The 23552-nt window shown below is 39.8% G+C and carries 23 protein-coding genes and 1 pseudogene; 10 read left to right on the top strand and 14 right to left on the bottom strand.

The features are described 5' to 3' along the window. Positions 1–123: 123 nt before the first annotated feature. The gene (locus tag AC6UD0_RS01905) at positions 124–2898 is read left to right on the top strand and encodes a cation-translocating P-type ATPase (RefSeq protein WP_500708063.1); all 2775 of its coding nucleotides are present in this window, start codon (positions 124–126) and stop codon (positions 2896–2898) included. A 49-nt stretch (positions 2899–2947) separates the two neighbouring features. Here AC6UD0_RS01905 and AC6UD0_RS01910 read toward each other — a convergent pair whose 3' ends face one another. The 5 genes and pseudogenes from AC6UD0_RS01910 to AC6UD0_RS01930 form a co-directional block, all read right to left on the bottom strand. Next, positions 2948–4702 carry a teichoic acid glycosyl transferase gene (locus tag AC6UD0_RS01910; RefSeq protein ID WP_500707954.1) on the bottom strand — a complete coding sequence of 585 codons (1755 nt, stop codon included), beginning with the start codon at positions 4700–4702 and terminating at the stop codon, positions 2948–2950. Positions 4703–4988: 286 nt separating this feature from the next. Next, positions 4989–5381 (bottom strand): VOC family protein, encoded by a 393-nt coding sequence (locus tag AC6UD0_RS01915; RefSeq protein ID WP_500707578.1) that lies wholly within the window; start codon positions 5379–5381, stop codon positions 4989–4991. Between the two features lie 72 nt (positions 5382–5453). Next, positions 5454–6176 (bottom strand): annotated as a pseudogene (locus AC6UD0_RS01920) (DUF6198 family protein); the annotation flags it as partial. An 18-nt stretch (positions 6177–6194) separates the two neighbouring features. Next, positions 6195–7211 (bottom strand): zinc-dependent alcohol dehydrogenase family protein, encoded by a 1017-nt coding sequence (locus AC6UD0_RS01925; protein ID WP_500707577.1) that lies wholly within the window; start codon positions 7209–7211, stop codon positions 6195–6197. A 546-nt stretch (positions 7212–7757) separates the two neighbouring features. Next, the gene (locus AC6UD0_RS01930; RefSeq protein WP_500707550.1) at positions 7758–8393 is read right to left on the bottom strand and encodes a MucBP domain-containing protein; all 636 of its coding nucleotides are present in this window, start codon (positions 8391–8393) and stop codon (positions 7758–7760) included. A gap of 290 nt (positions 8394–8683) precedes the next feature. Between AC6UD0_RS01930 and AC6UD0_RS01935 the strand changes: the two genes are divergently transcribed. Beyond that, complete coding sequence (locus AC6UD0_RS01935) at positions 8684–9055, top strand: carboxymuconolactone decarboxylase family protein (RefSeq protein ID WP_500699738.1); 372 nt, start codon at positions 8684–8686, stop codon at positions 9053–9055. 103 nt (positions 9056–9158) lie between these two features. After that, entirely contained in the window at positions 9159–9521 is a 363-nt protein-coding gene (locus AC6UD0_RS01940) for a MerR family transcriptional regulator (RefSeq protein WP_500707549.1), read from the top strand. 84 nt (positions 9522–9605) lie between these two features. Here AC6UD0_RS01940 and AC6UD0_RS01945 read toward each other — a convergent pair whose 3' ends face one another. Further along, positions 9606–10301 (bottom strand): type 1 glutamine amidotransferase domain-containing protein, encoded by a 696-nt coding sequence (locus AC6UD0_RS01945; protein ID WP_500707548.1) that lies wholly within the window; start codon positions 10299–10301, stop codon positions 9606–9608. Between the two features lie 12 nt (positions 10302–10313). Next, positions 10314–10853, bottom strand: coding sequence for a TetR/AcrR family transcriptional regulator (locus tag AC6UD0_RS01950; RefSeq protein ID WP_500707547.1), 540 nt, complete (start codon positions 10851–10853; stop codon positions 10314–10316). Positions 10854–10957: 104 nt separating this feature from the next. Between AC6UD0_RS01950 and AC6UD0_RS01955 the strand changes: the two genes are divergently transcribed. The 4 genes from AC6UD0_RS01955 (at position 10958) to AC6UD0_RS01970 (ending at position 13702) form a co-directional block, all read left to right on the top strand. After that, on the top strand, positions 10958–11770 hold the full coding sequence (locus AC6UD0_RS01955) for an oxidoreductase (RefSeq protein ID WP_500707546.1): 813 nt from the start codon (positions 10958–10960) through the stop codon (positions 11768–11770). 12 nt (positions 11771–11782) lie between these two features. Further along, positions 11783–12799, top strand: a complete 1017-nt coding sequence (locus AC6UD0_RS01960) for an NADP-dependent oxidoreductase (protein WP_500707955.1) — start codon at positions 11783–11785, stop codon at positions 12797–12799. Between the two features lie 301 nt (positions 12800–13100). Next, positions 13101–13343, top strand: a complete 243-nt coding sequence (locus AC6UD0_RS01965) for a hypothetical protein (RefSeq protein ID WP_500694239.1) — start codon at positions 13101–13103, stop codon at positions 13341–13343. Beyond that, the gene (locus tag AC6UD0_RS01970; protein WP_500699733.1) at positions 13340–13702 is read left to right on the top strand and encodes a type II toxin-antitoxin system PemK/MazF family toxin; all 363 of its coding nucleotides are present in this window, start codon (positions 13340–13342) and stop codon (positions 13700–13702) included. The genes AC6UD0_RS01965 and AC6UD0_RS01970 overlap by 4 nt, the downstream gene beginning before the upstream one ends. Before the next feature lie 147 nt (positions 13703–13849). Here AC6UD0_RS01970 and AC6UD0_RS01975 read toward each other — a convergent pair whose 3' ends face one another. Further along, positions 13850–14416, bottom strand: a complete 567-nt coding sequence (locus AC6UD0_RS01975; protein ID WP_500707544.1) for an LbetaH domain-containing protein — start codon at positions 14414–14416, stop codon at positions 13850–13852. A gap of 403 nt (positions 14417–14819) precedes the next feature. On the opposite strand from AC6UD0_RS01975, the gene AC6UD0_RS01980 reads away from it, so the two are divergent. After that, positions 14820–15176 carry a hypothetical protein gene (locus tag AC6UD0_RS01980; protein ID WP_500699731.1) on the top strand — a complete coding sequence of 119 codons (357 nt, stop codon included), beginning with the start codon at positions 14820–14822 and terminating at the stop codon, positions 15174–15176. A 463-nt stretch (positions 15177–15639) separates the two neighbouring features. Here the strand turns inward: AC6UD0_RS01980 and AC6UD0_RS01985 are convergent, their stop codons facing one another. After that, positions 15640–16866, bottom strand: coding sequence for an ammonium transporter (locus AC6UD0_RS01985; RefSeq protein WP_500695913.1), 1227 nt, complete (start codon positions 16864–16866; stop codon positions 15640–15642). 182 nt (positions 16867–17048) lie between these two features. On the opposite strand from AC6UD0_RS01985, the gene AC6UD0_RS01990 reads away from it, so the two are divergent. Both AC6UD0_RS01990 and AC6UD0_RS01995 read left to right on the top strand, forming a co-directional pair. After that, complete coding sequence (locus AC6UD0_RS01990; protein WP_500707543.1) at positions 17049–17795, top strand: SDR family oxidoreductase; 747 nt, start codon at positions 17049–17051, stop codon at positions 17793–17795. A gap of 150 nt (positions 17796–17945) precedes the next feature. Beyond that, positions 17946–18683, top strand: a complete 738-nt coding sequence (locus tag AC6UD0_RS01995; RefSeq protein WP_500707542.1) for an SDR family oxidoreductase — start codon at positions 17946–17948, stop codon at positions 18681–18683. Between the two features lie 102 nt (positions 18684–18785). Here the strand turns inward: AC6UD0_RS01995 and AC6UD0_RS02000 are convergent, their stop codons facing one another. The 5 genes from AC6UD0_RS02000 to aldA form a co-directional block, all read right to left on the bottom strand. Then, positions 18786–19829, bottom strand: a complete 1044-nt coding sequence (locus AC6UD0_RS02000; RefSeq protein ID WP_500707541.1) for a zinc-dependent alcohol dehydrogenase family protein — start codon at positions 19827–19829, stop codon at positions 18786–18788. Between the two features lie 23 nt (positions 19830–19852). Continuing rightward, entirely contained in the window at positions 19853–20455 is a 603-nt protein-coding gene (locus AC6UD0_RS02005) for an NAD(P)H-binding protein (RefSeq protein ID WP_500707540.1), read from the bottom strand. Positions 20456–20478: 23 nt separating this feature from the next. Then, positions 20479–21315, bottom strand: a complete 837-nt coding sequence (locus AC6UD0_RS02010; protein ID WP_500707539.1) for an aldo/keto reductase — start codon at positions 21313–21315, stop codon at positions 20479–20481. A 116-nt stretch (positions 21316–21431) separates the two neighbouring features. Further along, positions 21432–21926 (bottom strand): GNAT family N-acetyltransferase, encoded by a 495-nt coding sequence (locus AC6UD0_RS02015; protein WP_500707538.1) that lies wholly within the window; start codon positions 21924–21926, stop codon positions 21432–21434. A 165-nt stretch (positions 21927–22091) separates the two neighbouring features. Continuing rightward, positions 22092–23552 carry an aldehyde dehydrogenase gene (aldA, locus tag AC6UD0_RS02020; protein WP_500694229.1) on the bottom strand — a complete coding sequence of 487 codons (1461 nt, stop codon included), beginning with the start codon at positions 23550–23552 and terminating at the stop codon, positions 22092–22094.

The raw sequence follows: 23552 nt of genomic DNA on the forward strand, positions 1-23552 counted from the left end.
TTTTTTAAAAAAAGAGGCTAAAATCAGTCCACGGTTGTTTAGAAGCACATTCTAAACGATATTTGGAAAAAGGGGTGAGAAACATTGGATAACAAAATTCTAACTGACGATGATTACGCCAAAATGCCATTGTCAGATCTCACTAGCACGCTAGACACCTCGAGCACCAAGGGTCTAACTACCAGCGAGGCCAAACAAAAGTTACAAAAAAACGGATACAACGTCATCAAGAAGGGTAAGCAGGAATCGGTTTTAGTCGCCTTCCTTAAAAACTTCACTTCACTAATGGCCATGCTGCTGTGGGTCAGTGGTGTGATTGCCATTCTGGCAGGCACCGTAGACCTTGGAATCGCAATCTGGGCGGTCAACATTATTAATGGTCTCTTCTCATTTTGGGAGGAACACGCGGCCAAAAAGGCTACCGACGCACTGAGCAATCTACTACCAACCTACGTCAACGTCATCAGAAACGGGAAATCAGTTCAAATCAACGCTGATGGGATTGTCGCCGGCGACCTACTACAACTACAAGCCGGTAACGCCATCCCAGTTGATGGAGTCGTGGTCCATTCTTCATCACTACAGGTGGACGAATCTGCTCTAACTGGTGAATCACTTCCGGTTGATAAGAACAATAAGTACCAACACGGCGACGGAAAGTTTGCCATCAGTAACGTGGTCTACGCTGGGACCGTTGTCACTAACGGAACGGCGACCGTCTTAGCCGTTAAGACCGGGATGAACACCGAATTTGGTAAGATTGCCAGCCTGACGCAAAACCAAAAGAAGACGGACTCACCACTTACTAAGGAACTGAACCGTCTCACTCGTCAAATCTCGATTATCGCCTTTGCGATTGGGATTACGTTCTTCATCCTCGCCATCTACTTCGTTCATTACCCACTTGCCAAGTCGTTTATCTTCGCACTGGGAATGATTGTGGCCTTTATCCCAGAAGGACTCCTTCCGACCGTCACGTTGTCTCTAGCCCACGGCACCCAGGTCATGGCCAAACGCCACGCCCTTTTAAAAGACTTAGACAGCGTTGAGACCTTGGGTGAAACCAACGTAATCTGTTCTGATAAGACCGGAACGCTGACCCAAAATCAGATGACGGTCAACCACGTTTGGCTTCCAGACAAGGAGTATACCGTTACCGGAACGGGGTATTTCAACAACGGCAAAATCCAGTTCAACGGACAAGACGTTGATCTCGCTCACGAACCGGATTTGAACCTTTTGTTAAAGATTGCCCTGCTAAATAATGATACGGCCATTAAGTACGACCCAGACAACAAGAAAGCTCCGTCAATTTTAGGAACTCCAACCGAAGCGGGATTGAACATCTTAACCGACAAGGCTGGTTTAACCCGTGATGACGCAACAAAACAGACTCCGAGGCTGAAAGAACTTCCATTTGACGCCAATCGGCGCCGCATGACCACGATTCAAAAGACGGCGCCAGACGGCAGTAACGTCATTTACACTAAAGGTGCCCTTGATAACATTCTTTCGATTTGTGACAAAATCCTAGTAAACGGTCAGGTGCGCTCCATCACCGCAACTGACAGGCAAAAGATTAACCAGGCGAACGCCGATTACGCTAAGCAAGGACTGCGTTCACTCGCTTTTGCCTACCGCGATAACGATACTGATGATCCGAAACAAGCCACGATTGACAACACCGAAAAGAACCTTGTGTTTGTTGGTCTAGCCGTCATGTCCGATCCCCCACGAGAGGAAATCTTCGACGCGGTTAAGAAGTGTCACAGTGCCGACATTCGAATCATCATGGTCACCGGAGACAGTTCTTTAACTGCCAAGAGTGTTGCCGTCCAAATCGGCATTACCTCTAATAAGGCTCGGGTCATCACCGGAGAGGAATTAACCAAGATGTCAGACGATCAACTTCAAGAAGCCGTCAAGGGTGAAGTCATCTTTGCCAGAGTGGCTCCGGAAGACAAATATCGCATCGTCTCAATGTGTCAAAAAAACGGTGACGTGGTTGCCGCTACTGGTGACGGTGTCAACGACGCTCCAGCTCTAAAGAAAGCTAACATCGGCATCGCCATGGGGGTTAACGGAACCGACGTCGCCAAGGATGCCGCCGACATGATTTTAACCGACGACAACTTTGCCTCTATCGTTTCTGCCATTGAAGAAGGTCGGACCGTCTACAGCAACATCCAGAAGTTCCTCCTTTACATCTTGAACAGTAATATGGCCGAAGCCTTTCCATCAATTCTGTTTCTAATCTCTAACGGTGCCATTCCACTCCCCCTGACGGTTATGGAGATTTTAACCGTTGACCTGGGGACTGATCTCCTGCCAGCTCTGGGACTTGGAACCGAAAAGAGTGAACCGGGAATCATGAAACGGCCACCACGTTCAAGAAGCTCGCACCTGTTAAACAAGGGACTTATTATCAAAGCGTTTGGTTGGTACGGACTATTTGCGTCTATCTTGTCAACTGGAGGTTACTTCTTTGCCAACTACCAACACGGTTGGCCCAAGATTCCGCTAGCTGGCAGTGGCACATTTTACGCCGAAGCCACTACCATGACGCTAGCTACCATCGGCTTCTGTCAAATCGCTGCCGTCCTTAACTGTCGAACCGATTCGACTTCCCTATTTAAAATTGGGATCTTTAGTAACCACCGCATCATGTGGGGCATCGCCTTTCAGATTGTCCTAATCACCCTTCTAATCTACGTTCCGTTCCTTCAAGGTGTCTTTGGAACCGCCGCAATTGGTGTCAGTGACTGGATCTATCTGATTGCCATTCCAATTCCGCTGGTTCTAATTGATGAGGTCAGAAAGTACTTCGTAAGACGACACATTCACAACAAGTTCAACCAACACATGTCTCACCTACAAAAACTAGAAAAAGCCCTATAAAATTAAAAGAGGATGCTGAACGAATTGTTCAACATCCCTTTTTTTGTGATCAATAATAACTATTATATGTTGTTTGATAAGCACCCCGTTGAATGGTATTTTTATGTTGTTTGTTTTTATGATGAGAAATCTTTTTTCTTTCTAATAACCAATACGTAACATTTTGGTTCTCAAAATTCTGCCCATGCTTTGCTACGATTTTATAATTTTTAAAAAGCGTCGAAGAAATTTGTTGTGTTCCAGGATTTAAATTACTTCCTGCCATCTGTCCTTGTTTTTCACCACCTGGTCCACTATATTCACTAATACTTGTTCCTCCAAGTGTATTCAAAGTTACCCACTGAACTTTTCTATCCTTAATAACATTATATTGAGAATTCAAAACTTTCTTTTCAAACTTTGCTGGAAAATTATAATTTTGAAAATAATAAGTTGATGGCATTGCACCTGAAGTTGTATAAATTCCCATATCAAGAGATCCGTAGTTTAATAAAGTTGGTTTCCCTTTCGAATTATGTTCTATAATTTTACCAAATATAACTTGCGCAGGTTGAGTGGGCTTGCCAGTTGGATTGACAGTCATCGATCCATTATTGGCAAAAACTTTAGAGTTCATTACATTATTATTTATTCCTAGCAAAAGTGAAAAGGAAAGAAGAAAAGTTCCTAATATAATATTTCTCTCTTTTACATTTATTTTACTTTTTAATAAGGATTTATATAAGTAGACTACTAAGGCAATTATTGAAAGAATAATATAAGGGAACCATATAAGCTCATAATATTGAAGAACATTAGATAGATCATGTCCATAAATTGAAATAAGTGCATTACCAAATAACATAAGCAAAATTAATATATGCGTAAACGTGTTTGTAAAAAAGTTATTATATAAACATAAAAATAAAATTCCTAAAAATCCAAAACAAAATATTATTGGATCAGAAGTAAGAAATTTTTCAAATACTATTAAAGCATTAATTAATTTCCCAATGATAGAAGCATGAGATCCACTATATTGGAAAATATTGGCAATAAAATAAACATTAATAAATTGTTTTAATGAATTAGTAATAATAAAATAAATAATCCATGGAACAGTAGATAATAAAAAACCTAATCCACTATATAAAATCATGTTTCTCATCGCTTCAAACCTTTTATGAAAAAGATAAAAACCAAAAATGAGAAAATAGAAGACAATCCAACTTCCGATTAAAGTAAATTTTGAAAATATAATAATTCCAACAATAATACCTTGAATTAACCATTCAAGCTTTGTAACTGTAAAGTTTCTATTACTAATTAGTAAAACAAGATAAATAAGTCCTAAAACTGCAGGAAAAGCAAAAAACTCAACGGAATCTCCATAATTATAGTATGGGTGATAGAGTGATAATATTGACGTTAATAGGCCTACTGAAACAGAAATAGGATTACTCTTTATATAAAGATGCGTTATTTTATAAGCAAAGTACATAATTGCCATTAAAGACAACACTTCAAATGGAAACATTCCAACTAAACTTTTGGAATTTATTAACCAAGCAATTCCATGAATAAAATAAACATAAGGACCCTTTTGTTCAAATAAATCTTTATACGGAATAATTCCATTCATCATAGCTTTCCCAACAGTAAAATAGCAGTTACTATCTGGTGAATAGTCAAAATAGTACAAAGGAGAAGTGTAACTACATATTCCTAAAAAAATCATACTAGCAAATAAAAAAATACAAAAAAACATTAAATTCGTACGATTAAAAACCTTATTAAAACGAATCCTTCTTGATTTAAAATGCATTACTCTTTCACAATCCTATCTTACAATGTACTAAGTATTCATTAAAAACGAACATTATCATGACATTGTTATTAAATTTTAACTTCTCATAATGCCATGTTACCCCCCCCCAGAGGATTTATTGCAAGAGTTTTTTTGTGAATGTGATAAATAAATCAATCTGATAACTACAAATCAGAAAAATCCCTATAAAATTAAAAGAGGATGCTGAACAAATTGTTCAACATCCCCTTTTTGGTATGGGTTTTAAAAATTAAGGTTTTAATAATTTAATGGCAATCAATCGTTACTTCAGAATCTGACAAAATTCAATGCGTTCGTGATTAGGACCATAGACGTTAAAGAATTTAATTCCCTTTGTCCAGTATGCCCCAATGTATTGAATCTGATCATCATCGACGTTCAGTCCCATTTCTTTAGCGGCCTTAAAGGCACTTTCAATGTCAGTGGTATTTAAGGCAAAGTGGTTAATCGCGCCATCAACTGGGTTGGTTGGCTCGCCTTCCCAAATTTCAAGGGTGAGGTTGTCGTATTTCATAAAGGCACAGTGAATGTTACCATTTGGGAAATCGCCAATCTTTTTAAATCCAAGTTTTTCATAATACTGAATGGTTTTGTTAAGGTCTTTGGTAGGAATTCCTAAGTGTTGAAGACCAGTAAAGTAATCACTAATATTCATTTTCTTACTCCCCTTTTTATTATGCGATAATTGGTGTTCATCATTATCAACGTTGGTTGCCACCGTTGAATCTTCTATGCCATTAGACGTATCTAACGCTTGGTGCTTGAGGCTTGGAAAAACGACCTTATCGGCAATTCCGGTAATGCCACCTTGGAAAAGAAAGGCAAAAATCGTTCCAATCCCATAGTATTCAATTCGATGTGTGATCAAAATCGCAATTATTCCAATAACAGTCGGTGGGATGTATGAAGCCCACATTGCTTCAGCGGCGTTCCCCTTAAAATACTTGAAACGTAGGATCTGCATTAGATCGTCATTTGGGTGTAAGACCAGGTTGACCCGTTGATAAATCGAAATTCCAATCGCAATAAATGCAACTCCGATAAAGTTGACCAGCACGTAAACGGTGATTAAGCCCAACGAACGGGCCTCCGGTAACTTGATAATCTCGGTCAAAAGGTCATAGAATACCTGAACTAACCAGGAAAACGGAATCATGAAAATCATGTTTCCAATGGCTCTGCCCCAGTCCCATTTTCCAAGCAAGAGTGCATTCAAAATGATGATGGCGACTCCGATCAGGACGAAAGTCCAAAAAAGATTCCAATGAATCGCAATACTAAAGTTGGTTTCGGCCGCCGTCCAGTACGCGGATCCCAAAAACTGCGGAACCACCTTGGCACTGGTGACCAACGTCAGAACGTTTCCAAGCGAATTGATGATGATTGAAATAATAAAATAAATAATCGAAGCACTCATCGAAATCGTTCGTGGTGTTTTCTTTGCAGTCATAACAATCACCACATTTTTCTATTTAAGTTCTGGGTTAACTGCGACAATCGACTTCCCCATCCTGGGGGTCGTGTGATTTAGAACTCCTTCAACTTCGTCAAGCTTTAAAATATTATCCTGGAATGGAGTGGTCTTAACGGCACCGGATGCCAGTAAAGCAATCGCATCTTCAAAGGCATGGGGATTAATAATCGATCCCTTAATCGTTAACTGTTTCTTAAAGACGTTGTAAGTATTCATTGAGAAGGTCTGATCAGGTTTACCGACTCCAAACATCAGCACTTGAGCACCCTTGTTGGTGTGTTCAGCGGCCTCTTCTTGAGTTTCAGGACGACCAACGGCTTCAACCACAAAGTCATAATTTTCTTTAATCGGGGTCTTTGTCGTGTTAATCACGTTGTCTAACTTTAATTCAGTCTTCAAACGGTCAAGCACCGAGTCGTCTAGAATCCCAGCTAAATCAATTCGTTGAATCCCGTAGTCACGCAGGATTTGAGCGAACAGACGAGCCATGAAACCATCACCAATGATTAAAGCGTGTTGGTAAGGGGTAATGTTCTCGGTAATCTTCATTGCGTGAACCACACAAGAGATTGGTTCAAGTGAACATGCAGCTTGAAGTGAGACTGAATCTGGTAACTTGTAAACCACTTTTTCAGGTGCTGTAAAGTATTGAGCAAGTCCACCATTACGAGTTACTCCAATGGCTGACAAGTTGTCACAGAGTTCATAACGACCAGTTCGACAATAGAAACACTTGTCACAATAAATATTGGGGTCAACGGCCACCCGATCACCCTTTTTAAATTCTTGGACGTTTTTACCAACGGCGGCAACAATCCCAGAATTTTCGTGACCTAGCACGATTGGTGGGGTGGCGTCAGTGGAGCCTGGTAGTCCGTTGAACAGCCCATTATCAGTCCCACAGATTCCGGCATAGGCTGTTTCAACTAAAACTTCATCGTCTTTTGGAGTTGGAGTGTCAATCTGCTCCATCTTCATCTTCTGTTTGGCAGTCATTACTAAAGCATTCATTTTATCGTTCATAATAAATAGCCTCTTTTTATCATGTTAAATTTAGTATTAATTAATAGTAAGTAAAATAAGCGCTTGTTTTTATTTACACATTCAATATATACTCGGGATTTTAATAATGCAACCGCTTACACTATTGGCATGGCAATAAATAACAACTTCACAAGCGCTTCTGGATCAGCAAATATACTAAGATCAATATTTTAAATCATTTTGATTCTCATTTTATTCTGAAATAAATTAACATAAATAATAATTTCACAATAATTGTTTTGATAAAACGAAATAAAAATGAAAATCACACGAATTGTTCGGAAATAAAATCACCCCCAAACCGCTAGTGGCCTGAGGATGACTATCAAATTAAGCTATTTAGATTAATTGCATGATCAAAGTACTGTAGTTCAGACTTATTATGAACGACAGAAATAATGGTACTGCTTTCTATATAATTTCAAATTTCACACTTAAATAAAATATAAATCATAAAAAATACAACTAATCATAAATTAGTTGTATTTTACTGATATTCAGTTCTTATTAAAATTAATGTTTAAAGTGTTCTGATTTGTGGAAACGATGCCAGATGAATCCACCAACTGCACCAACTAAAATTAACACAATAATTGCAATAATCCATGGCGTTTTACTACTTTTATTCCTTTTATCATGCTTAGTTGATTTTTTATTTGTATCTTTCTTTTCATGACCAGAATTTTTGACTTTGTTTTTGCTACCAGCATTTTTACCATTATCATCCGTTTTACTAGTAACCGGAGATGAACTAGCATTCTTTTTATTGACTTTCGATTTTCTTGAATCATTTGTATTACTAGACTTATTTGAATTATTTGAGTTATTAATTGCTTCTTTCGATCCATTTTTCATAGGACTGTTATTGCTGGACGAATTCTTAGGACTAGCGGGACTTTGAGCCTCTTTACTAGTTTTTGAGCTAGCTGCAGGAGTCTTACTATAATATAAATTAATTACATTATCACCAGAAGTAAAAGTACCATTAATCGGGTCACTACTACCAAAAAACTTATAATTACTAATTTGTGAAGGAGTAATGTGATAAGAAGATCCCGCATTTCCAGTTATAGAAGTAGACGACGAGATTGGTTGATAGCTTTCACTATCAAGATAATTAATTTGTAGCGTAACTGATTGATTATTCACATCATCGGCATGAACACTTTTATTAATTACTTGAGAACCACAAAAAAGATCCCGAGTGAGATAATAATTTTAAATATTTATGTAATAGCATTTCTTAATCTCCTATCTTTCTAATTATTCATCTTAATTATAAACTTATTTCTCTACAATTATCTATAATAATTTAAATTATGACCTTATTAGTAGTACGTAATTAAAATGATATTTTTAATATCCTAAAATCACGCTTTACATGGAGTTAACTCCATAAGATATTATCTAATTAACAAAAATAAAGGAGATAATATTTTATGGATAACAAAAGATTTGAAAATGGCAAAAAATTGTTAGATAAGATCGATGTGTCTTCAGCCGATCAAGTTATGGAGTCATTGAATGAAGTTGCTCCAGATGTTGGATCTTTGATTATCGAATTTGCTTTTAACGATATTTATGGAAGAGGAACCCTAAACTTAAAGCAACGAGAAATGATAACAATTACTTCCCTATTAACCCAAGGAGACACTAAAGAGCAATTAAAAGTTCATATTAATGGAAGTTTAAATGTTGGTCTTACAAAAGACGAAATAATCGAAACGTTTATCCAGTGCATACCATATGTTGGATTTCCTAAAGTGTTGAATGCAATTGAAGTAGCTAAAACTGTATTTAAATCACGTTAATTTATTTAGCCTTTTACTGTTAAAAACAAATTATTATATAGTATAATTAATGCTGATATAAATACAATTTTAGATCTATATCAACAAAATAGGATAATTAATTATGAATATTGGTGAATTTTCTAAAAAAGTAAACCTTTCAATGGATACAATACGGTACTATGAAAAATTGGGATTATTGAATCCGAAAAGATCTAAAAGTAATCGAAGAACGTACCAAGAAAAAGACATAAAATGGATTGAATTCATAAAAAGATTAAAACAAACCGGAATGCCATTAAAAACAATTGTTAAATATTCAATGTTACGAAAAAAGGGTAACAGTTCAATTGATGAAAGAATTTATTTACTAAATGAACATAAAAAACATCTTATTGAAAACAAAAATATCGTAAATAATTACATCAATTTTATAAACAAAAAACTAGAAATATATAAGCAAATGAAAAAAGAAAGGGAAAATTAATCATTCTTATTAAAAGGAGGCTCACAATGGCAATCATTGTGAGCCTCCTTTTAGCTAAATTAATAATTAGTATTATATATCTTTTTATTTCTTGCTTATATTTATCGCCCTCACAAGCTCCTTTGCCACCGCTTTCGGTGATTGCGGATTTTGTCCCGTGATTAAGCGTCCATCCCTCACGACATGGCTTTTAAATGGTCGTACCTTTTCAAAATGGGCCCCATGCTCTTTGGCAACCTTCTCATTTAAGAATGGCACTCTTTTATAGTTGCCACTTAAAACTTCCTCAGCAGTCGTAAAACCAGTAATCTTTTTATTAGAAATGAGATATTTCCCATCTGGCAACTTAATGTTAAGGATTCCCGCAATGCCATGACACACCGAACAGATGTATCCACCGTTATTGTAGATTTCCAAACTGATTTTTTGTAACTGCGGGTCATCGGGGAAATCCCACATTACTCCGTGGCCACCAGTATAGTAAATCGCCAAATAGTCTTCGGGGTTGATGTCGACTGGTTTCAGAGTGTTAGCCAATCCATGATTCTGATAGTCGCGATCTTGATACATCCTTAGAGTATCAGCATCAACGTACGACGACTTCATACTTCTCGGATCAATCGGGACGTACCTTCCCTTCGGACTAAGATAATCCACGTCGTATCCAACCTCTTGAACTTCCGCCACAAATTCAGCTGATTCCCCCAACCATAAGCCAGTCAGTCGATTACTATTGGGAAAATTAGTCGTGTTAGTCTCAACCACTAAAATCTTTTTCATCGCAGCATCCTCCTATTTATCTTGACTCAGATATGGCACTAAAATCGCCTTCACCCTTTTAGCCAGTTTACCCTTATTAACCTGCTCGTCTGATAAAACTAGCTCTTCGATGATGCCATCAATTCCGTAGCAAATGAAATCTAGTTCCGTTTGACTGATGTCTTTAGTGACAAACGCCAGTTGTTCCCTGGTAAAATCGTTGAATTCTTTTCTGAACTGATACGAATCTTGACTTTTTAATAGATTACGAAAGAAGTTACGATCCTGAGTGAAGAAATTAATCCAAAGTTCAATCTTTTCTTGGACTTTGGTGTCGTCGACATTCTGACAGGTCAACCTCAACTCTTTGAAATACGAATTCATAAAGTCCAAAACCAGCGCCGACTTGTCAGAATAGTGGTCGTAAAAGGCTTTTCTCGTAATGTCGGCTTGATCGCAAATCATTTTCACCGAAATTTGATCTAAACTAGGTTTCTCCTGCAATAGTTCACGAAAGCTGTCCTGGATGGCTTTCTGGGTCTTTCGAACTCTTCTGTCAATCTTCTTTTCCATTAATAATCACCTTTTTTTGGTTAATAGTTGCAAATGTAACAGTTGTATTATAATATACTCGTGTAACTTAATCAATGAAACTTATATCATTTAGGAGGTAACTAATGAAAACGATCTTAATCACAGGAGCTAGCTCCGGAATGGGATATCAAACCGCTAAACGACTGGCAAACTCCGGTTATCAAGTTTTTGGAGCTGCCAGAAACACGGACGCAATGGAACCTTTAAAGGCTTTCGGGGTTACACCAATTAACATGGACGTTACCAACCAAAATTCGATGCAAAAAGGTGTTCATCAAGTTATTCAAACCACCGGCAAGATTGACGTCTTGATCAACGGGGCTGGTTATGGTTCTTTTGGCGCCATCGAAAACGTCAGCACTGAGGAAGCCAAACGCCAATTTGACGTCAACGTCTTCGGGTTAGTTACCCTAACCAAACTGGTTTTACCCTACATGGAAAAACAACACGCGGGCAAAATCATCAACATTTCTTCAATGGCAGGCCGGTTTAGTAGCCCACTCGCCGGCTGGTACTTCGCATCCAAACATGCACTTGAAACTTTAAGTGATTCACTTCGAATGGAAGTAAGAAGGTTTGGCATCCAGGTAGTTCTAATCGAACCAGGGGTCGTTAAAAGTAACTGGTCCAAAATCGCTATGAACAAGCTGGTTGATTCCTCTAAAGGAACCAAGTACGAAGCAGCCGCTAAAGAAATGGCCGAGAAAACTAATAAAATTTATGCTTCAAAATTAGCGTCACAACCCACTTTAATTGCCAAAACAATTCAAAAAGTCGTTTTAGCCAGAAATCTCAGACCACGATATCTCATCGGGTTCGGTGCAAAACCGACTGCTTTCTTCAATGCCGTTTTACCAACGCGACTGATGGATCGTCTGATCCCTAAATTTATGTAAGAGGTGTCTAATATGACTAACATCCCCAAACAAATGACCGCACTACAACTGCTGAAATACCGAACGCCCTTTGTAAAAGACACCATTCCCGTTCCTCAAATCAATGACAACGAGGTCTTAGTGTCAATCGCAGCATCGTCACTCAACCCAATCGACTACACGATTCAATCCGGTAAGGTAAAAATCATCATGCCGTACAAGTTGCCAATTACCGTCGGAAACGACTTCTCTGGCACGATTGTCAAAATCGGTAAAAAGGTAACTAAATTCAAATTGGGTGACCAGGTGTACGGGCGTCCTGATGATTATCAAAGTGGCACTTTAACCGAATTTATCGCGATTGACGAGAACGACATCGCTAAAACGCCTAGTAACTTGAGTCTAGTTGACGCCAGTGCCGTTCCCCTAACCGGATTAACAAGCTACCAGGCTTTAATTGAAATTGGCAAACTGAAAAAGGGCCAAAAAGTCTTCATTCAAGCCGGATCTGGTGGCGTTGGTACCATGGCAATTCAGATTGCCAAAGCGCGAGGTGCCTTCGTTGCGACAACCACGAGTCAAAAGAACGTGGCGTTAATGCGCTCTTTAGGTGCCGATCAAGTGATTGATTATCATACGACGGATTTTTCCGAGGTGTTAAGTGATTACGACATTGCCTTTGACAGTCGTGGCGGTAAGACCCTCAAAGATACCTTTAAAATCTTAAAACCTGGTGGCAAGCTAATCACAATCAATGGAATTCCAACCTTTAAATTTGGAATGAAACATCATCTCGGCTGGTTTAAATCGATTTTGTTTGAGATTGCTAGTGGTCCCTTGCGACTTTTAGCCAAAAAACATCACGTTGAATACACCTTTTTCATCATGCATCCCAGTGGACCTCAACTGGATATTTTAACCCAGATGATTGAAGACCAGCAGTTAAGGCCGATTATTGACAAGGTCTTCCCGTTTAGTGACGTGCTAACGGGATATAAACTACTGGAATCACACCACGCTACTGGCAAGATAGTGATTGAGATGAGGTAAAACTATTTAACAAAAACCGTAAAAATAAAATGAAGTGCCAGATAAAGTTAAAATTCTATGTCTGGCACTTCATTTAATTTATTTAAATACATCAACAATTTCAGGAACAAACCATCCTATAAATCCTCCAAAAACGAACAACAGTCACCAATAATGAGAAATAAAATACCAAAAATTCAAAACCAATTAAGAGGTTCTAAATATATTAAAAAGTTTAATTAACAATAAAAAAAGAAAAACTATGTACTCTTATGTTCTTCAGTGTTACATGTGATACAATGTAATTAAGGAGATGATGTTGATGGAAAAAGTTAAAATCAGAAAACGCGGAAACTCAATTGGTATTAACTTCAATAGTGAGACTCAAAAAGAATATGGATTAGCTTTGGGACAAGAATACTTTCTAACTAAAGATCAACAGGGAGCACTTATGTTGGTCCCAAAAATAAAACAAATTTATGGCGACAAAAAATATGCCAACGGAAAACTTTACCAGTCTCCCATTAATAATAAAAGTCAACTAGAGGGACGTGAAATGATTTGAATAATCAATCGTATTGTCCAAATCAAGGAGACGTTGTTTGGATTGATTTTGATCCCAGTAGAGGAAACGAAATTAAAAAAAGACGTCCTGGCCTAGTAATCAGTACCAAAGCCTTTAATGACGCAACTCGTTTTGTTGTTGTTTGTCCAATTACGAGTACAATTCGGAACTATGCTGGTAATTTTAATTTAAATGGATACAAAACACATGGTCAGGTTATAACTAGTCAACTAGCAAGTTATGATTGGTCTAGTAACAGTGATAGAAATATTAAATTCATTGAAAAATTAACTCAATACGACTTACTAATCATAGAACAACTAGTAGGTCAGATCTTTAATTTCCCTAGCCAGGGATAAAACAAATAGTAATAAAAAACTGATACGCCACAAAAAGCCTCTAACTATCGCATTAGTTAGGGGCTTTGGCATTTATATTGTTAATACTCACAGTTTTATTATCTCAAATCATTCCATGTTTCAAAAACGCTAAAACCAATTTTACTCTTAGTCATGCCGCTTAATTGGTTTGGCCGGATCGCCTACGTAAGTTGAATTGGCAGGAACATTCTTATTGACAACCGAGCCAGCACCGATAATGGCATTCTCACCAATGGTAACACCTGGAAGAACAATGACACCAGTTCCAAGCCAAGCATTTTTGTGAATGTGAATGGCACCAGTAGTAATCAAATTCCGGTGGTCTGGTCGCGTATCGTGGTTAAGCGTAATCAGTGAAACTCGTGGTCCAATCAAAACGTTTTCGTCGAGATAAATTCCACCAGCATCGTCAAACAGACAATCAATGTTGATTAAGACTCCTGATTTTAAGAAAATGTTGCGACCAAAATCAGTCTGAAGTGGTGGAAAGACAATCACGTTTTCCGGTACTTCTCTGCCAGTAATCTTAGCCAAGATTTCCTGTTGCTTAACTGGATCTGGTTCACTGTTAAACTGTTTCAATAATTCAGCATTTTTAAAATGAATATCAAAGATTGGTTTAAACGACGGGTCACGAAAGTCAAACGTTCCACCGTTTAAGGCGGCCTTTAAAAGATCATCTTCTTTTGACATAGATATCTACCTCGATTTTTGTTTTTTAGAGTTATAAAGGCTCCTGTGACAATTGTATCATCATTATAATGAGAAACAGAAAATCACATAAATGCCTACCTATAATATCTAATAGCACTTTTTCTAATTTCGATACCATGCAGTTTTAGGCCAATTGTGATGTCGTTTCTTTTGACTCTCCATGATGAGCAATCTTTGACCCCATATCCATGCTCATTAAGTCCTTGCTAAAAATATTAATTGGATTTGAATTAATATTACTAAAAGCAACCAAAAACACCGAGAAAATTGAAATTACAACAAATAAAATCAGCTCATCCGTTTTCATAGGTGTTATGTTACATAAATAATATTTCGTGATAAAATATTATCACTAAAAATAATAAATTGAGGGGACTACAAAATGAAAGCTAAAACAATTCTTATATCAACATCACTCATTATCATTTTATCGATTGGTTTTCTTGCTTTTGACCTTTTATTTGCTGACCATGCAGCAGTAAGCATTCAAATGAGAGCAATAACTTTATCAAATACTAAAATTAAAAAGTTTAGCAAGAATTTAGCCACTTATAACTACATAAAACGCCATAAATATGAGACATTAAAAAATTTATCAGATGATCAAGGGTCAGGAAACTTAGATTATTACGTAGGATCGTTAGGGCAAAAAAACATTGGTGTTTACGGAAGACTCAATTATTCAGGTATTAGGATTTTATTCCCACAATTTCAAGTGAAGTATATAGAGCTAGAATAATCAAACTGAATAGACAATATTAACAATGTTGGTTTTAAAATGAAAAAAATAAAATCAAAAACGTGGTAATTCAATTGGCATTAGCTTCGATAGTAAGACAAAAAAGAGCCCACCAGCTTTAGCTGATAAGCTCAATCATCAGTTCACCACAAACTGGTGACTTGTGTATCTCTTACTGTTTTAATTATATCTAATATTATTATTTAGTCAATGATACACTAATTAAGGCGAGTATTTACACCACAATACTAACTATACTCGTCGGTGATTTGATGTATCTCTTACTATCAGTCATTATTCCAGTAATAATTAATTTATTAACTCATTTGATTGAAAAATTAATTGACTTTTTACTTAACTATTTTTCTGGAACTAAAGACTAGAGAAAAGCTCCTTTCACTTTAGGAAGGAGCTTTTTTACTTAATAGGCAAGCTACATAAAATTATTTTCTTTCATGTTATCCTAGCGATTAATCGCATCACAATCAATTCGTTCCTTATGCTCGCTCAGGTCTAGTCCCTTAGCCTCTTCTTCTGGAGTAACTCGCATCTTCGTAACGTGCTTTAGCACTAACACAATCAAGAAAACCATGACGGTCACAAACACGATACTGAAACCAGTTGCCAGCAGCTGAATCCAAAACTGATGAAGTGAACCACCAGCAAAGATGCCACTAAACTTCACCTGCGGATTAATTGCCTTACTAGCGAACAGTCCGGTCAAAAGACTACCAACAATTCCAGATACCCCATGACAACCGAACGCATCTAACGTATCGTCGACGTGCAAGCGGGGCTTTAAGTATTTAATGAAGGTGTAACTACATAACGTGGCAATGATGCCAATCGCAATCGCACTTCCAATTCCAACAAACCCACAGGCCGGAGTGATGGCAACCAGGCCACACAAAGTTCCGGTACATGCGCCCATCAGGGATGGTGCGCCTAGGATGAAGACGTCCAAAATAATCCACGTTAACATCGAGGTTGCCGTAGCAATCGTGGTCGTCAGCATCGCCTGAAACGCAATGTGATTAATGGCGAGTGCCGACCCACAGTTAAAACCGTACCAACCAAGCCACAAGATGACCGTTCCCAAAAAGACCCAGGTCAGGTTATAAGCCTTGTCGTTTTTGCCGCGCTTGTGTCGTCCAAGCATGATGGCCAGAACCAGGGCGGTAATCCCAGCGTTAATGTGAATGACCGTTCCACCAGCAAAGTCCAAGACTCCCATCTGTTGTAAAAATCCCCCACCCCATACGATGTGAACGAGTGGATAGTAAATCAAGATACACCAGGCAATCGTGAACAGGATTAGGAACTTAAACTTCATCCGGCCAACGATTCCACCAATCCAAAGGGCTGGCGTAATGATGGCAAACATCATCTGAAACAGCATGTATGAACCGTTGGAGATGGGACCGGCAGTTGCTGGGGCGGTAAAGTTGAAATTATGTAACATGAAATCATGCATCCCACCGATAACGTTGAAGTAGTTCCCCGAAAACGAGAGCGAGTAGCCAATGATGACCCACAAAAGAACGGGGATGCTGCACATGATGAAAACCGACATCAGGGTGTTCACCACGTTTTTTCTTGAAACCATCCCGGCGTAGAAAAACGCCAGTCCTGGTGTCATGAAGAACACCAAAATCGTACAAATAAATACAAAAACCTCGTTTGCTGCCATGTAAGTCACGCCCGTTCATCAATTTAGTATACCAATAGTCTAGGCTTTAATTCTCATTTGAACAGGTTTAATGTCTCAAAACGTTACATGAAAGACGGAAAAGTTTCATCAAGTCGCCTTTCTTGACGTTTACGCCATATGAGGGTTTACCCTTTACCTGTATTAAGAAGGGAGTTGTTATGATGTCTGTTAAAGATAAAGTAGTTGTCATCACCGGTGGCTCTTCTGGAATGGGAGAAGCAACCGCTAAGTTGGCCCTCAAAAGAGGTGCCAAAGTGGTCGTTGGATCACGAAATGAAGAAAAATTAGAACGAATGGCCGATGAAGTTGACCATCCCGAAAACTTTGCCTACCAACAAACTGACGTTACGAAAAAAGACGAGGTGCAATCCTTAGTCGATTTAGCCATCAAAAAGTTTGGCAAGCTCGACGTAATTTATAACAACGCTGGCATCATGCCGCAGGGAATGGTTGACGATCCAGCTAAATTGAGCGAATGGCAGGATATTTTAAATACCAATATTATGGGAGTATTGAACGGCATTGTGTCCGCGGTTCCTCAAATGAAGAAGCAAGGTCATGGTTTAATCATGGCCACCGACTCGGTCGCTGGTCACGTGGTTTACCCTGGGTCAGCCGTCTACAATGGTTCCAAGTACGCCGTCAAAGCCATCATGGAAGGGTTGCGTCAGGAACAACACCAAAACGGCATCAAGACCGGGATTGTGTCACCCGGCGCTGTTGATACCAACCTGATGTCAACCGTTCACGACGATAAAATCCAAAAGAGTATTGAACAAAATAACAACACCAAGTATGGCTGGTTAGAACCTGACGACATCGCAGAAATTGCCGTCTTCATGATGAGTCAACCAGAAAATGTTGACATTAACGAAGTCCTGGTTCGCCCAACCGACCAAAACATCTAATAAAACTTTGATTTGACTCCTACTCAATGAGTAGGAGTTTTTTGTCACAGAATCTTAATCAATTTTGAAACCCATTTACTTGAATCAGGACTAAATTTAGCGTTAAATGATCTCGTATTGGAAGTCATAAGTTGGAAGAGGGGTTTTATTATGACAATCGAAAATAAAGTTGTAGTTATCACCGGTGGTAGTTCTGGGATGGGAGCTGCCACCGCCAAGTTAGCTTTGTCTAGGGGAGCCAAAGTGGTCGTCGGTGCTAGAAACGAGGAACAACTTGAAGAGCTTTCCACCGAAGTTGATAATCCAAAAAACTTTTCTTACAAAATTACGGATGTTACTAAGAAAGAAGACGTTCAGGAACTGACCGGCATGGCAATCGACAAGTACGGCCAGCTAGACGTCATGTATAACAACGCTGGCATTATGCCACAGGGACCTGTCGATGACCCGGATCGTTTAGCCGATTGGAAAAAAGCCATTGACACCAACATCATGGGCGTTTTAAACGGGATTGTGGCTGCGGTCCCACAAATGAAACAACAGGGTCAAGGTTTAATCATGGCCACCGATTCCGTCGCTGGTCACGTAGTTTACTCTAATTCCGCCGTTTATAACGGTTCCAAGTACGCCGTCAAAGCCATCATGGAAGGTCTCCGTCAGGAACAACACCAAAATGGAATTCGGACTGGGATTGTCTCACCCGGCTTTGTCGACACGAACCTGATGAACACCATCAACGATGACAAGATTAAAAAACAGATTGAAGCTGACAAGCATGGCTGGTTGAGTCCCGAAAACATCGCGGAAATCGCGGTCTTCATGATGAGTCAACCAGAAAACGTTGATATTAACGAAGTCTTGGTTCGTCCAACCGACCAGGATGTGTAAGTGAATATACCAAATAAGCCCTTACTCAAATCGAGTAAGGGCTCATTTTTTTGGAAAACTAGTCATTCTAATTTCATTAAACTATTGTTCAGTCAAACATAATTAATCCTTATCAACAATCAACAACGATTTAATGGCTTCCCGCTTATCCATGGCAGCGTAAGCATCCTTGACATGGTCTAAATCAAATTCCTTGGTAAAAACTTTTCCGGGATTAATCTTGCCGTCAAGAACCGCTTTCAGCAATACATCACGGTCGTAGGTAGTAACGGGCGCAATGCCACCACGCAAACCGGTATTGTTATAGAACAAGTTGTTGGTGTTCATTTCGGCTTTTTGCGGAATGCCCACTCGACCAACGACAGCACCTGGTCTAGCAACCTTAGTTGCCGTATCCACCGACTGCTCGGTTCCAACACATTCAAGGATGGCATCAGCGCCAGCACCGTCGGTTAGCTCCATCACATGCTTAACCGCTTCATCCCCACGTTCTGGGACAATGTCAGTGGCGCCAAACTCCTTGGCTAACTTTTGGCGGTCCTCGTGACGACTCATGGCAATGATTCGTTTTGCGCCACGCAACTTGGCCGCAATTACACCACAAAGGCCAACGGCACCGTCACCCATGACGACAACGGTGTCACCGTCCTTCACTTCGGCGCTAGCGGCGGCATGATAACCCGTTGCCATGACGTCAGAAAGGGTAACCAGTGACTTCAACATTTCGTCTGAATAGTCCGATGGTTGACCGGGAATCTTGACAAGCCCCCAGTTCGCGTTGATGTATCTGAAGTACTGGGCTTGATAACCAATGTTGGCACCCTTTTCCTGATTCATACAGTTACCGTCAAAACCCGCCAAACAAGCGGCACAGTGACCACAACCATGGGTAAATGGGGCAATCACAAAATCTCCGGGTTGAACGTCCTTGACGTCTGATCCAACTGAATCCACAATTCCAATGGCTTCGTGGCCCACAAAGGTATCGCGTTTTCGTTCGTCAATGCCACGATACCACCAGAGGTCGGATCCACAAACACTGGCCCTGACTACCTTGATAATGGCATCGGTTGGTTTTTCAATCTTGGGTTTGGGCGTGTCAACGAGTTCAACATCGCCCGGTTTGATAAATTCCGTTGCTTTCATTTCAATTCCTCACATTCATTTAACTAAGCTTTTCGATTAATTCCTAAACTTTCTCTTACATCCAGCTGGTCATCTTGTAGCAGGCGCGTCGCTAGGTCAGCAATACTGGCAACGGCTACCCGATTACCGCTAACATCTTGACCTTTATACGTAATTTCGTATTCACTACTGCCGTTATCAAACCATCCCGGTCGAATTAACGTGTAATCTAAATCAGAACCTTCAATCACATCGGCCGCCTCACGATACGGTGCCAGTCGCGGATTGTTCTTCAGGTTTCCGCTTGCCGAAATTTCTTCAGGGACCTCATTATAGATGCCCATTGACGTAATGAAGACCAGGCGTTTGACGTTTTCATCATCCATGGCGGCCACAATGTTCCTGGCCATTTCTGGTAAATTGCCACTAAGCGCCACAAACACTTCGTCCTGACCATGCACTATTTTTTCAAGGTCAGATAAGTCATTTACGTTGCCGCTCTCGGCCCGCTCTCGACTGTCATCACTAAACCTTTGACCTGCACTTCTTGAAAAGAGTGTCAAAAAATCATCGGTCTTTTCCAACAGGTTCTTTCTGACCTCTTGACCGACGTTTCCGGTCGCTCCAATAATTAAAATTTTCTTCATGAATTATGCCTTTCGCATTCTCATTATTTAACGAAGTTTTGAATGGTCTTTGGGTCACGGTGGTCAAAGAACTGGCTTTCACCCTTGTCCAACTTAGCGATTTGACTCATATCATCGTCACTTAATTCAAAGTCGAAGATATCGATATTTTCTTCCATCCGATTCTTATGAGTTGATTTAGCCAGGGTCACGATCCCACGTTGAAATTCCCAACGTAAGATGACCTGACCGACACTCTTATCGTACTTGTCACCGATTGCTTTCAGGGTTTCATTGTTAAAGATAGCGTGTTTGCCTTCCGCAAATGGAGCCCAAGCTTCTGGACGAACATCAAATGATTCCAGATAGTCGACGGCGGTCTTTTGTTGTTCCCAAGGATTAATCTCAATCTGATTAACGGCGGGTTTAACGTCGTTAAATAGTGCCAAATTGGTAATCTGATCATCGTAGAAGTTGGAAACCCCAATGGACTTAATTTTGCCCGCTTTTTGAAGTTCTTCAAGGGCCCGCCATGAACCGAAGGTGTCGCCGTAAGGCTGGTGAATCAGATATAAATCAAGGTAATCCAGTCCCAATTTTTTGAGGCTGGTTTCAAACATGTTCATGGTTTTGTCGTAACCACTGTCAGTGAACCAGACCTTAGAGGTGACAAATAAATCCTCGCGTTTTACGCCAGACTTCTTGAGACCACGACCCACAGCCTCTTCATTTTGGTAGTATTGAGCCGTATCGATTAAACGATAACCCGATGCGATGGCGTCGATGACCGATTGTTCGGCCTCTTCTGGGTTGGTGATTTGAAAGGTCCCAAAACCAGTTGCGGGCATTTGGTTACCGTCATTTAATGTAAAGTATTCCATGATAACTCTCCTTATTAGTTATTTATTAACTACCCCATAATTTACACCTTTACTTGGACTTGAATGCAAGTAAAGCGTTTTGTAGAAAAGAAAAAAACAACCAAAGATTGGTTGTCTTAAACCGAGTCATCTTCAAATTTTGCCATCCAGTACACGTCATGGTAACTTCCGTTAACGTAAAACTGGTCTTTGAGCGTTCCTTCAATCTTAAACCCAAACTTTTCGTAAATGTGAACGGCGGGTTTGTTTTGCACGTCAACGTATAAGAAAATCTTGTGGAGGTTTAACGTCTCAAATCCATAGTTCACACAAGCGTCAAACGCCGCCTGGGCAATGCCATTACCAACGAATTCGTCGCCAAGCGCAATCTCAATCTCAGCGTTTCGATCGCGTGGATTAATATCAATCAATGCCACGATTCCAGCGAACTTGCCCTTGACGTCAATCGCAAAATTGCGAACGGCCGGATCATTGTTCTCACGTTCGTATCTTTCGTTAAGGGACGACATAGAAAGATACGATTCGGTGAACCAGTAGTCCATGGCGCGTTTATCATTAAACAGTTCATGGAGTTTGGGTAAATCAGTTTTCTCTAAAGCACGTAATTTCATTAATTATTCCTCGGTTGTCTTTTAATTAGTGCCTAAATCTTATCAATCTTTATTCACTTTGACAATTTATGAAGAAGAAACAGAACTAAAACAAATGAACCCATAAAGTCGACTTTTGATCCGACTCTATGAGTTCATCCCGTTTCTAATTATTAATATTGATTATCATTTTGCTTTATCAGGGTGTCCCTGCAAGTAGATGGTGTGAGTGTTTAAGAATTCATCAATTCCATGTTTACCATCGTCACCACCAATTCCAGATTCTTTCCAACCAGAATGTGAACCATTAATGGCTTCAAAGTTGTAACGGTTAATGTAGGTTTCACCGTCTTCGAGTTCGTTTGCGGCTCGATGAGCGTTATCCAGATTCTCGGTAAAGATTGATGAAGTAAGCCCAAAGTCACTATCGTTAGCCATCTTGATGGCATCACTTAGGGTCTTGAAGGTCACAATTGGGAGAACCGGTCCAAAGATTTCATCCTGAATAATCTCAGAATCCTGTTTGACGTTCGTGATGACCGTTGGTTCATAGTAAAAGCCACCTTCGATGTTCAACTTGTGACCACCAGCGGTAACCTTGCCGCCAGCTTCAACGGCTCGGTCAACCATCTTTGAAACTTTATCCAAAGCTCCTTGGTTAATCAGTGGACCCATCCCAACGTTTTCGTCCTTCATCGGATCGCCAACCGTGATTTCTGACATTTTCTTCGATAATTTCTTGATGAATTCGTCGGCCACGTCTTCTTGGACGTATACTCGTTCACAGTTATTACAGATCTGACCGTTATTATCAACTCGGGAATCAATGATGGATTGAACCGCCAAGTCAATATCAGCATCCTTACATACAATGGCGGGAGCTTTTCCACCAAGTTCAAGTGACACTTTGGCCAAATGGGTAGCGGCACTCGTCATGACTCGTTTCCCTGATTCAACCGAACCAGTCAGACTAATGATGCCGACCTTTTTATTCTTTGACAATTCGTCGCCAACGACCGAACCAGGTCCCGTGACAATGTTGACAACGCCCTTAGGAATGCCAACTTTTTCAACGATCTTAGCGAATTCGAGCGCTAAGTTAGGAGTGTCAGAACTTGGTTTCATCACAATGGTGTTCCCGGTGACTAGTGCTGGACCCATCTTTCTGGCAATTAAGAAGAACGGGAAGTTCCATGGTAAGATGCCGGCCGCAACGCCAATTGGTTGTTTTTCAATCATGATACTTTCGTCTTCGTTATCAGATTGAAGGATTTCTCCCTCATAGGTTCGACTGGCACTTCCCATGTAGTCAAAGTAATCGGCTGAGAACAGGATCTCAGTGGTGGCAAGTGACTTAATCTTGCCCTGTTCTTCTTGAAGCATGTAAATCAAATGGTCTTTTTGTTTACGAACTTCGTTTGCGACCGCGTGCAAATACTGGCCACGGGTGGCAGCCGGAACCTTCTTCCATGATTCTTCGGCTTTAGCTGCGGCATCGATGGCCGCTTTCGTCTCTTCCTTACTAGCACTAGGAACGGTTGAGATTGCCTGTCCCGTCGCTGGATTGAGCACCGTTAATACTTTTCCTGAATCTGAATCTTTAAATTCTCCATTAATGTACATTTGGTAATGTTTTAATTCAGCCAT

The organism is Fructilactobacillus sp. X7R9C1 (assembly GCF_059901005.1).

Bases quoted from the DNA above. Each gene is read 5' to 3' on its own strand.
- AC6UD0_RS01905 (WP_500708063.1), top strand. From the start codon at position 124: ATGCCATTGTCAGATCTCACTAGCACGCTAGACACCTCGAGCACCAAG.
- AC6UD0_RS01910 (WP_500707954.1), bottom strand. From the start codon at position 4,702: ATGCATTTTAAATCAAGAAGGATTCGTTTTAATAAGGTTTTTAATCGT.
- AC6UD0_RS01915 (WP_500707578.1), bottom strand. From the start codon at position 5,381: ATGAATATTAGTGATTACTTTACTGGTCTTCAACACTTAGGAATTCCT.
- AC6UD0_RS01925 (WP_500707577.1), bottom strand. From the start codon at position 7,211: ATGAATGCTTTAGTAATGACTGCCAAACAGAAGATGAAGATGGAGCAG.
- AC6UD0_RS01935 (WP_500699738.1), top strand. From the start codon at position 8,684: ATGGATAACAAAAGATTTGAAAATGGCAAAAAATTGTTAGATAAGATC.
- AC6UD0_RS01940 (WP_500707549.1), top strand. From the start codon at position 9,159: ATGAATATTGGTGAATTTTCTAAAAAAGTAAACCTTTCAATGGATACA.
- AC6UD0_RS01945 (WP_500707548.1), bottom strand. From the start codon at position 10,301: ATGAAAAAGATTTTAGTGGTTGAGACTAACACGACTAATTTTCCCAAT.
- AC6UD0_RS01950 (WP_500707547.1), bottom strand. From the start codon at position 10,853: ATGGAAAAGAAGATTGACAGAAGAGTTCGAAAGACCCAGAAAGCCATC.
- AC6UD0_RS01955 (WP_500707546.1), top strand. From the start codon at position 10,958: ATGAAAACGATCTTAATCACAGGAGCTAGCTCCGGAATGGGATATCAA.
- AC6UD0_RS01960 (WP_500707955.1), top strand. From the start codon at position 11,783: ATGACTAACATCCCCAAACAAATGACCGCACTACAACTGCTGAAATAC.
- AC6UD0_RS01965 (WP_500694239.1), top strand. From the start codon at position 13,101: ATGGAAAAAGTTAAAATCAGAAAACGCGGAAACTCAATTGGTATTAAC.
- AC6UD0_RS01975 (WP_500707544.1), bottom strand. From the start codon at position 14,416: ATGTCAAAAGAAGATGATCTTTTAAAGGCCGCCTTAAACGGTGGAACG.
- AC6UD0_RS01980 (WP_500699731.1), top strand. From the start codon at position 14,820: ATGAAAGCTAAAACAATTCTTATATCAACATCACTCATTATCATTTTA.
- AC6UD0_RS01985 (WP_500695913.1), bottom strand. From the start codon at position 16,866: ATGGCAGCAAACGAGGTTTTTGTATTTATTTGTACGATTTTGGTGTTC.
- AC6UD0_RS01990 (WP_500707543.1), top strand. From the start codon at position 17,049: ATGTCTGTTAAAGATAAAGTAGTTGTCATCACCGGTGGCTCTTCTGGA.
- AC6UD0_RS01995 (WP_500707542.1), top strand. From the start codon at position 17,946: ATGACAATCGAAAATAAAGTTGTAGTTATCACCGGTGGTAGTTCTGGG.
- AC6UD0_RS02000 (WP_500707541.1), bottom strand. From the start codon at position 19,829: ATGAAAGCAACGGAATTTATCAAACCGGGCGATGTTGAACTCGTTGAC.
- AC6UD0_RS02005 (WP_500707540.1), bottom strand. From the start codon at position 20,455: ATGAAGAAAATTTTAATTATTGGAGCGACCGGAAACGTCGGTCAAGAG.
- AC6UD0_RS02010 (WP_500707539.1), bottom strand. From the start codon at position 21,315: ATGGAATACTTTACATTAAATGACGGTAACCAAATGCCCGCAACTGGT.
- AC6UD0_RS02015 (WP_500707538.1), bottom strand. From the start codon at position 21,926: ATGAAATTACGTGCTTTAGAGAAAACTGATTTACCCAAACTCCATGAA.
- aldA (WP_500694229.1), bottom strand. From the start codon at position 23,552: ATGGCTGAATTAAAACATTACCAAATGTACATTAATGGAGAATTTAAA.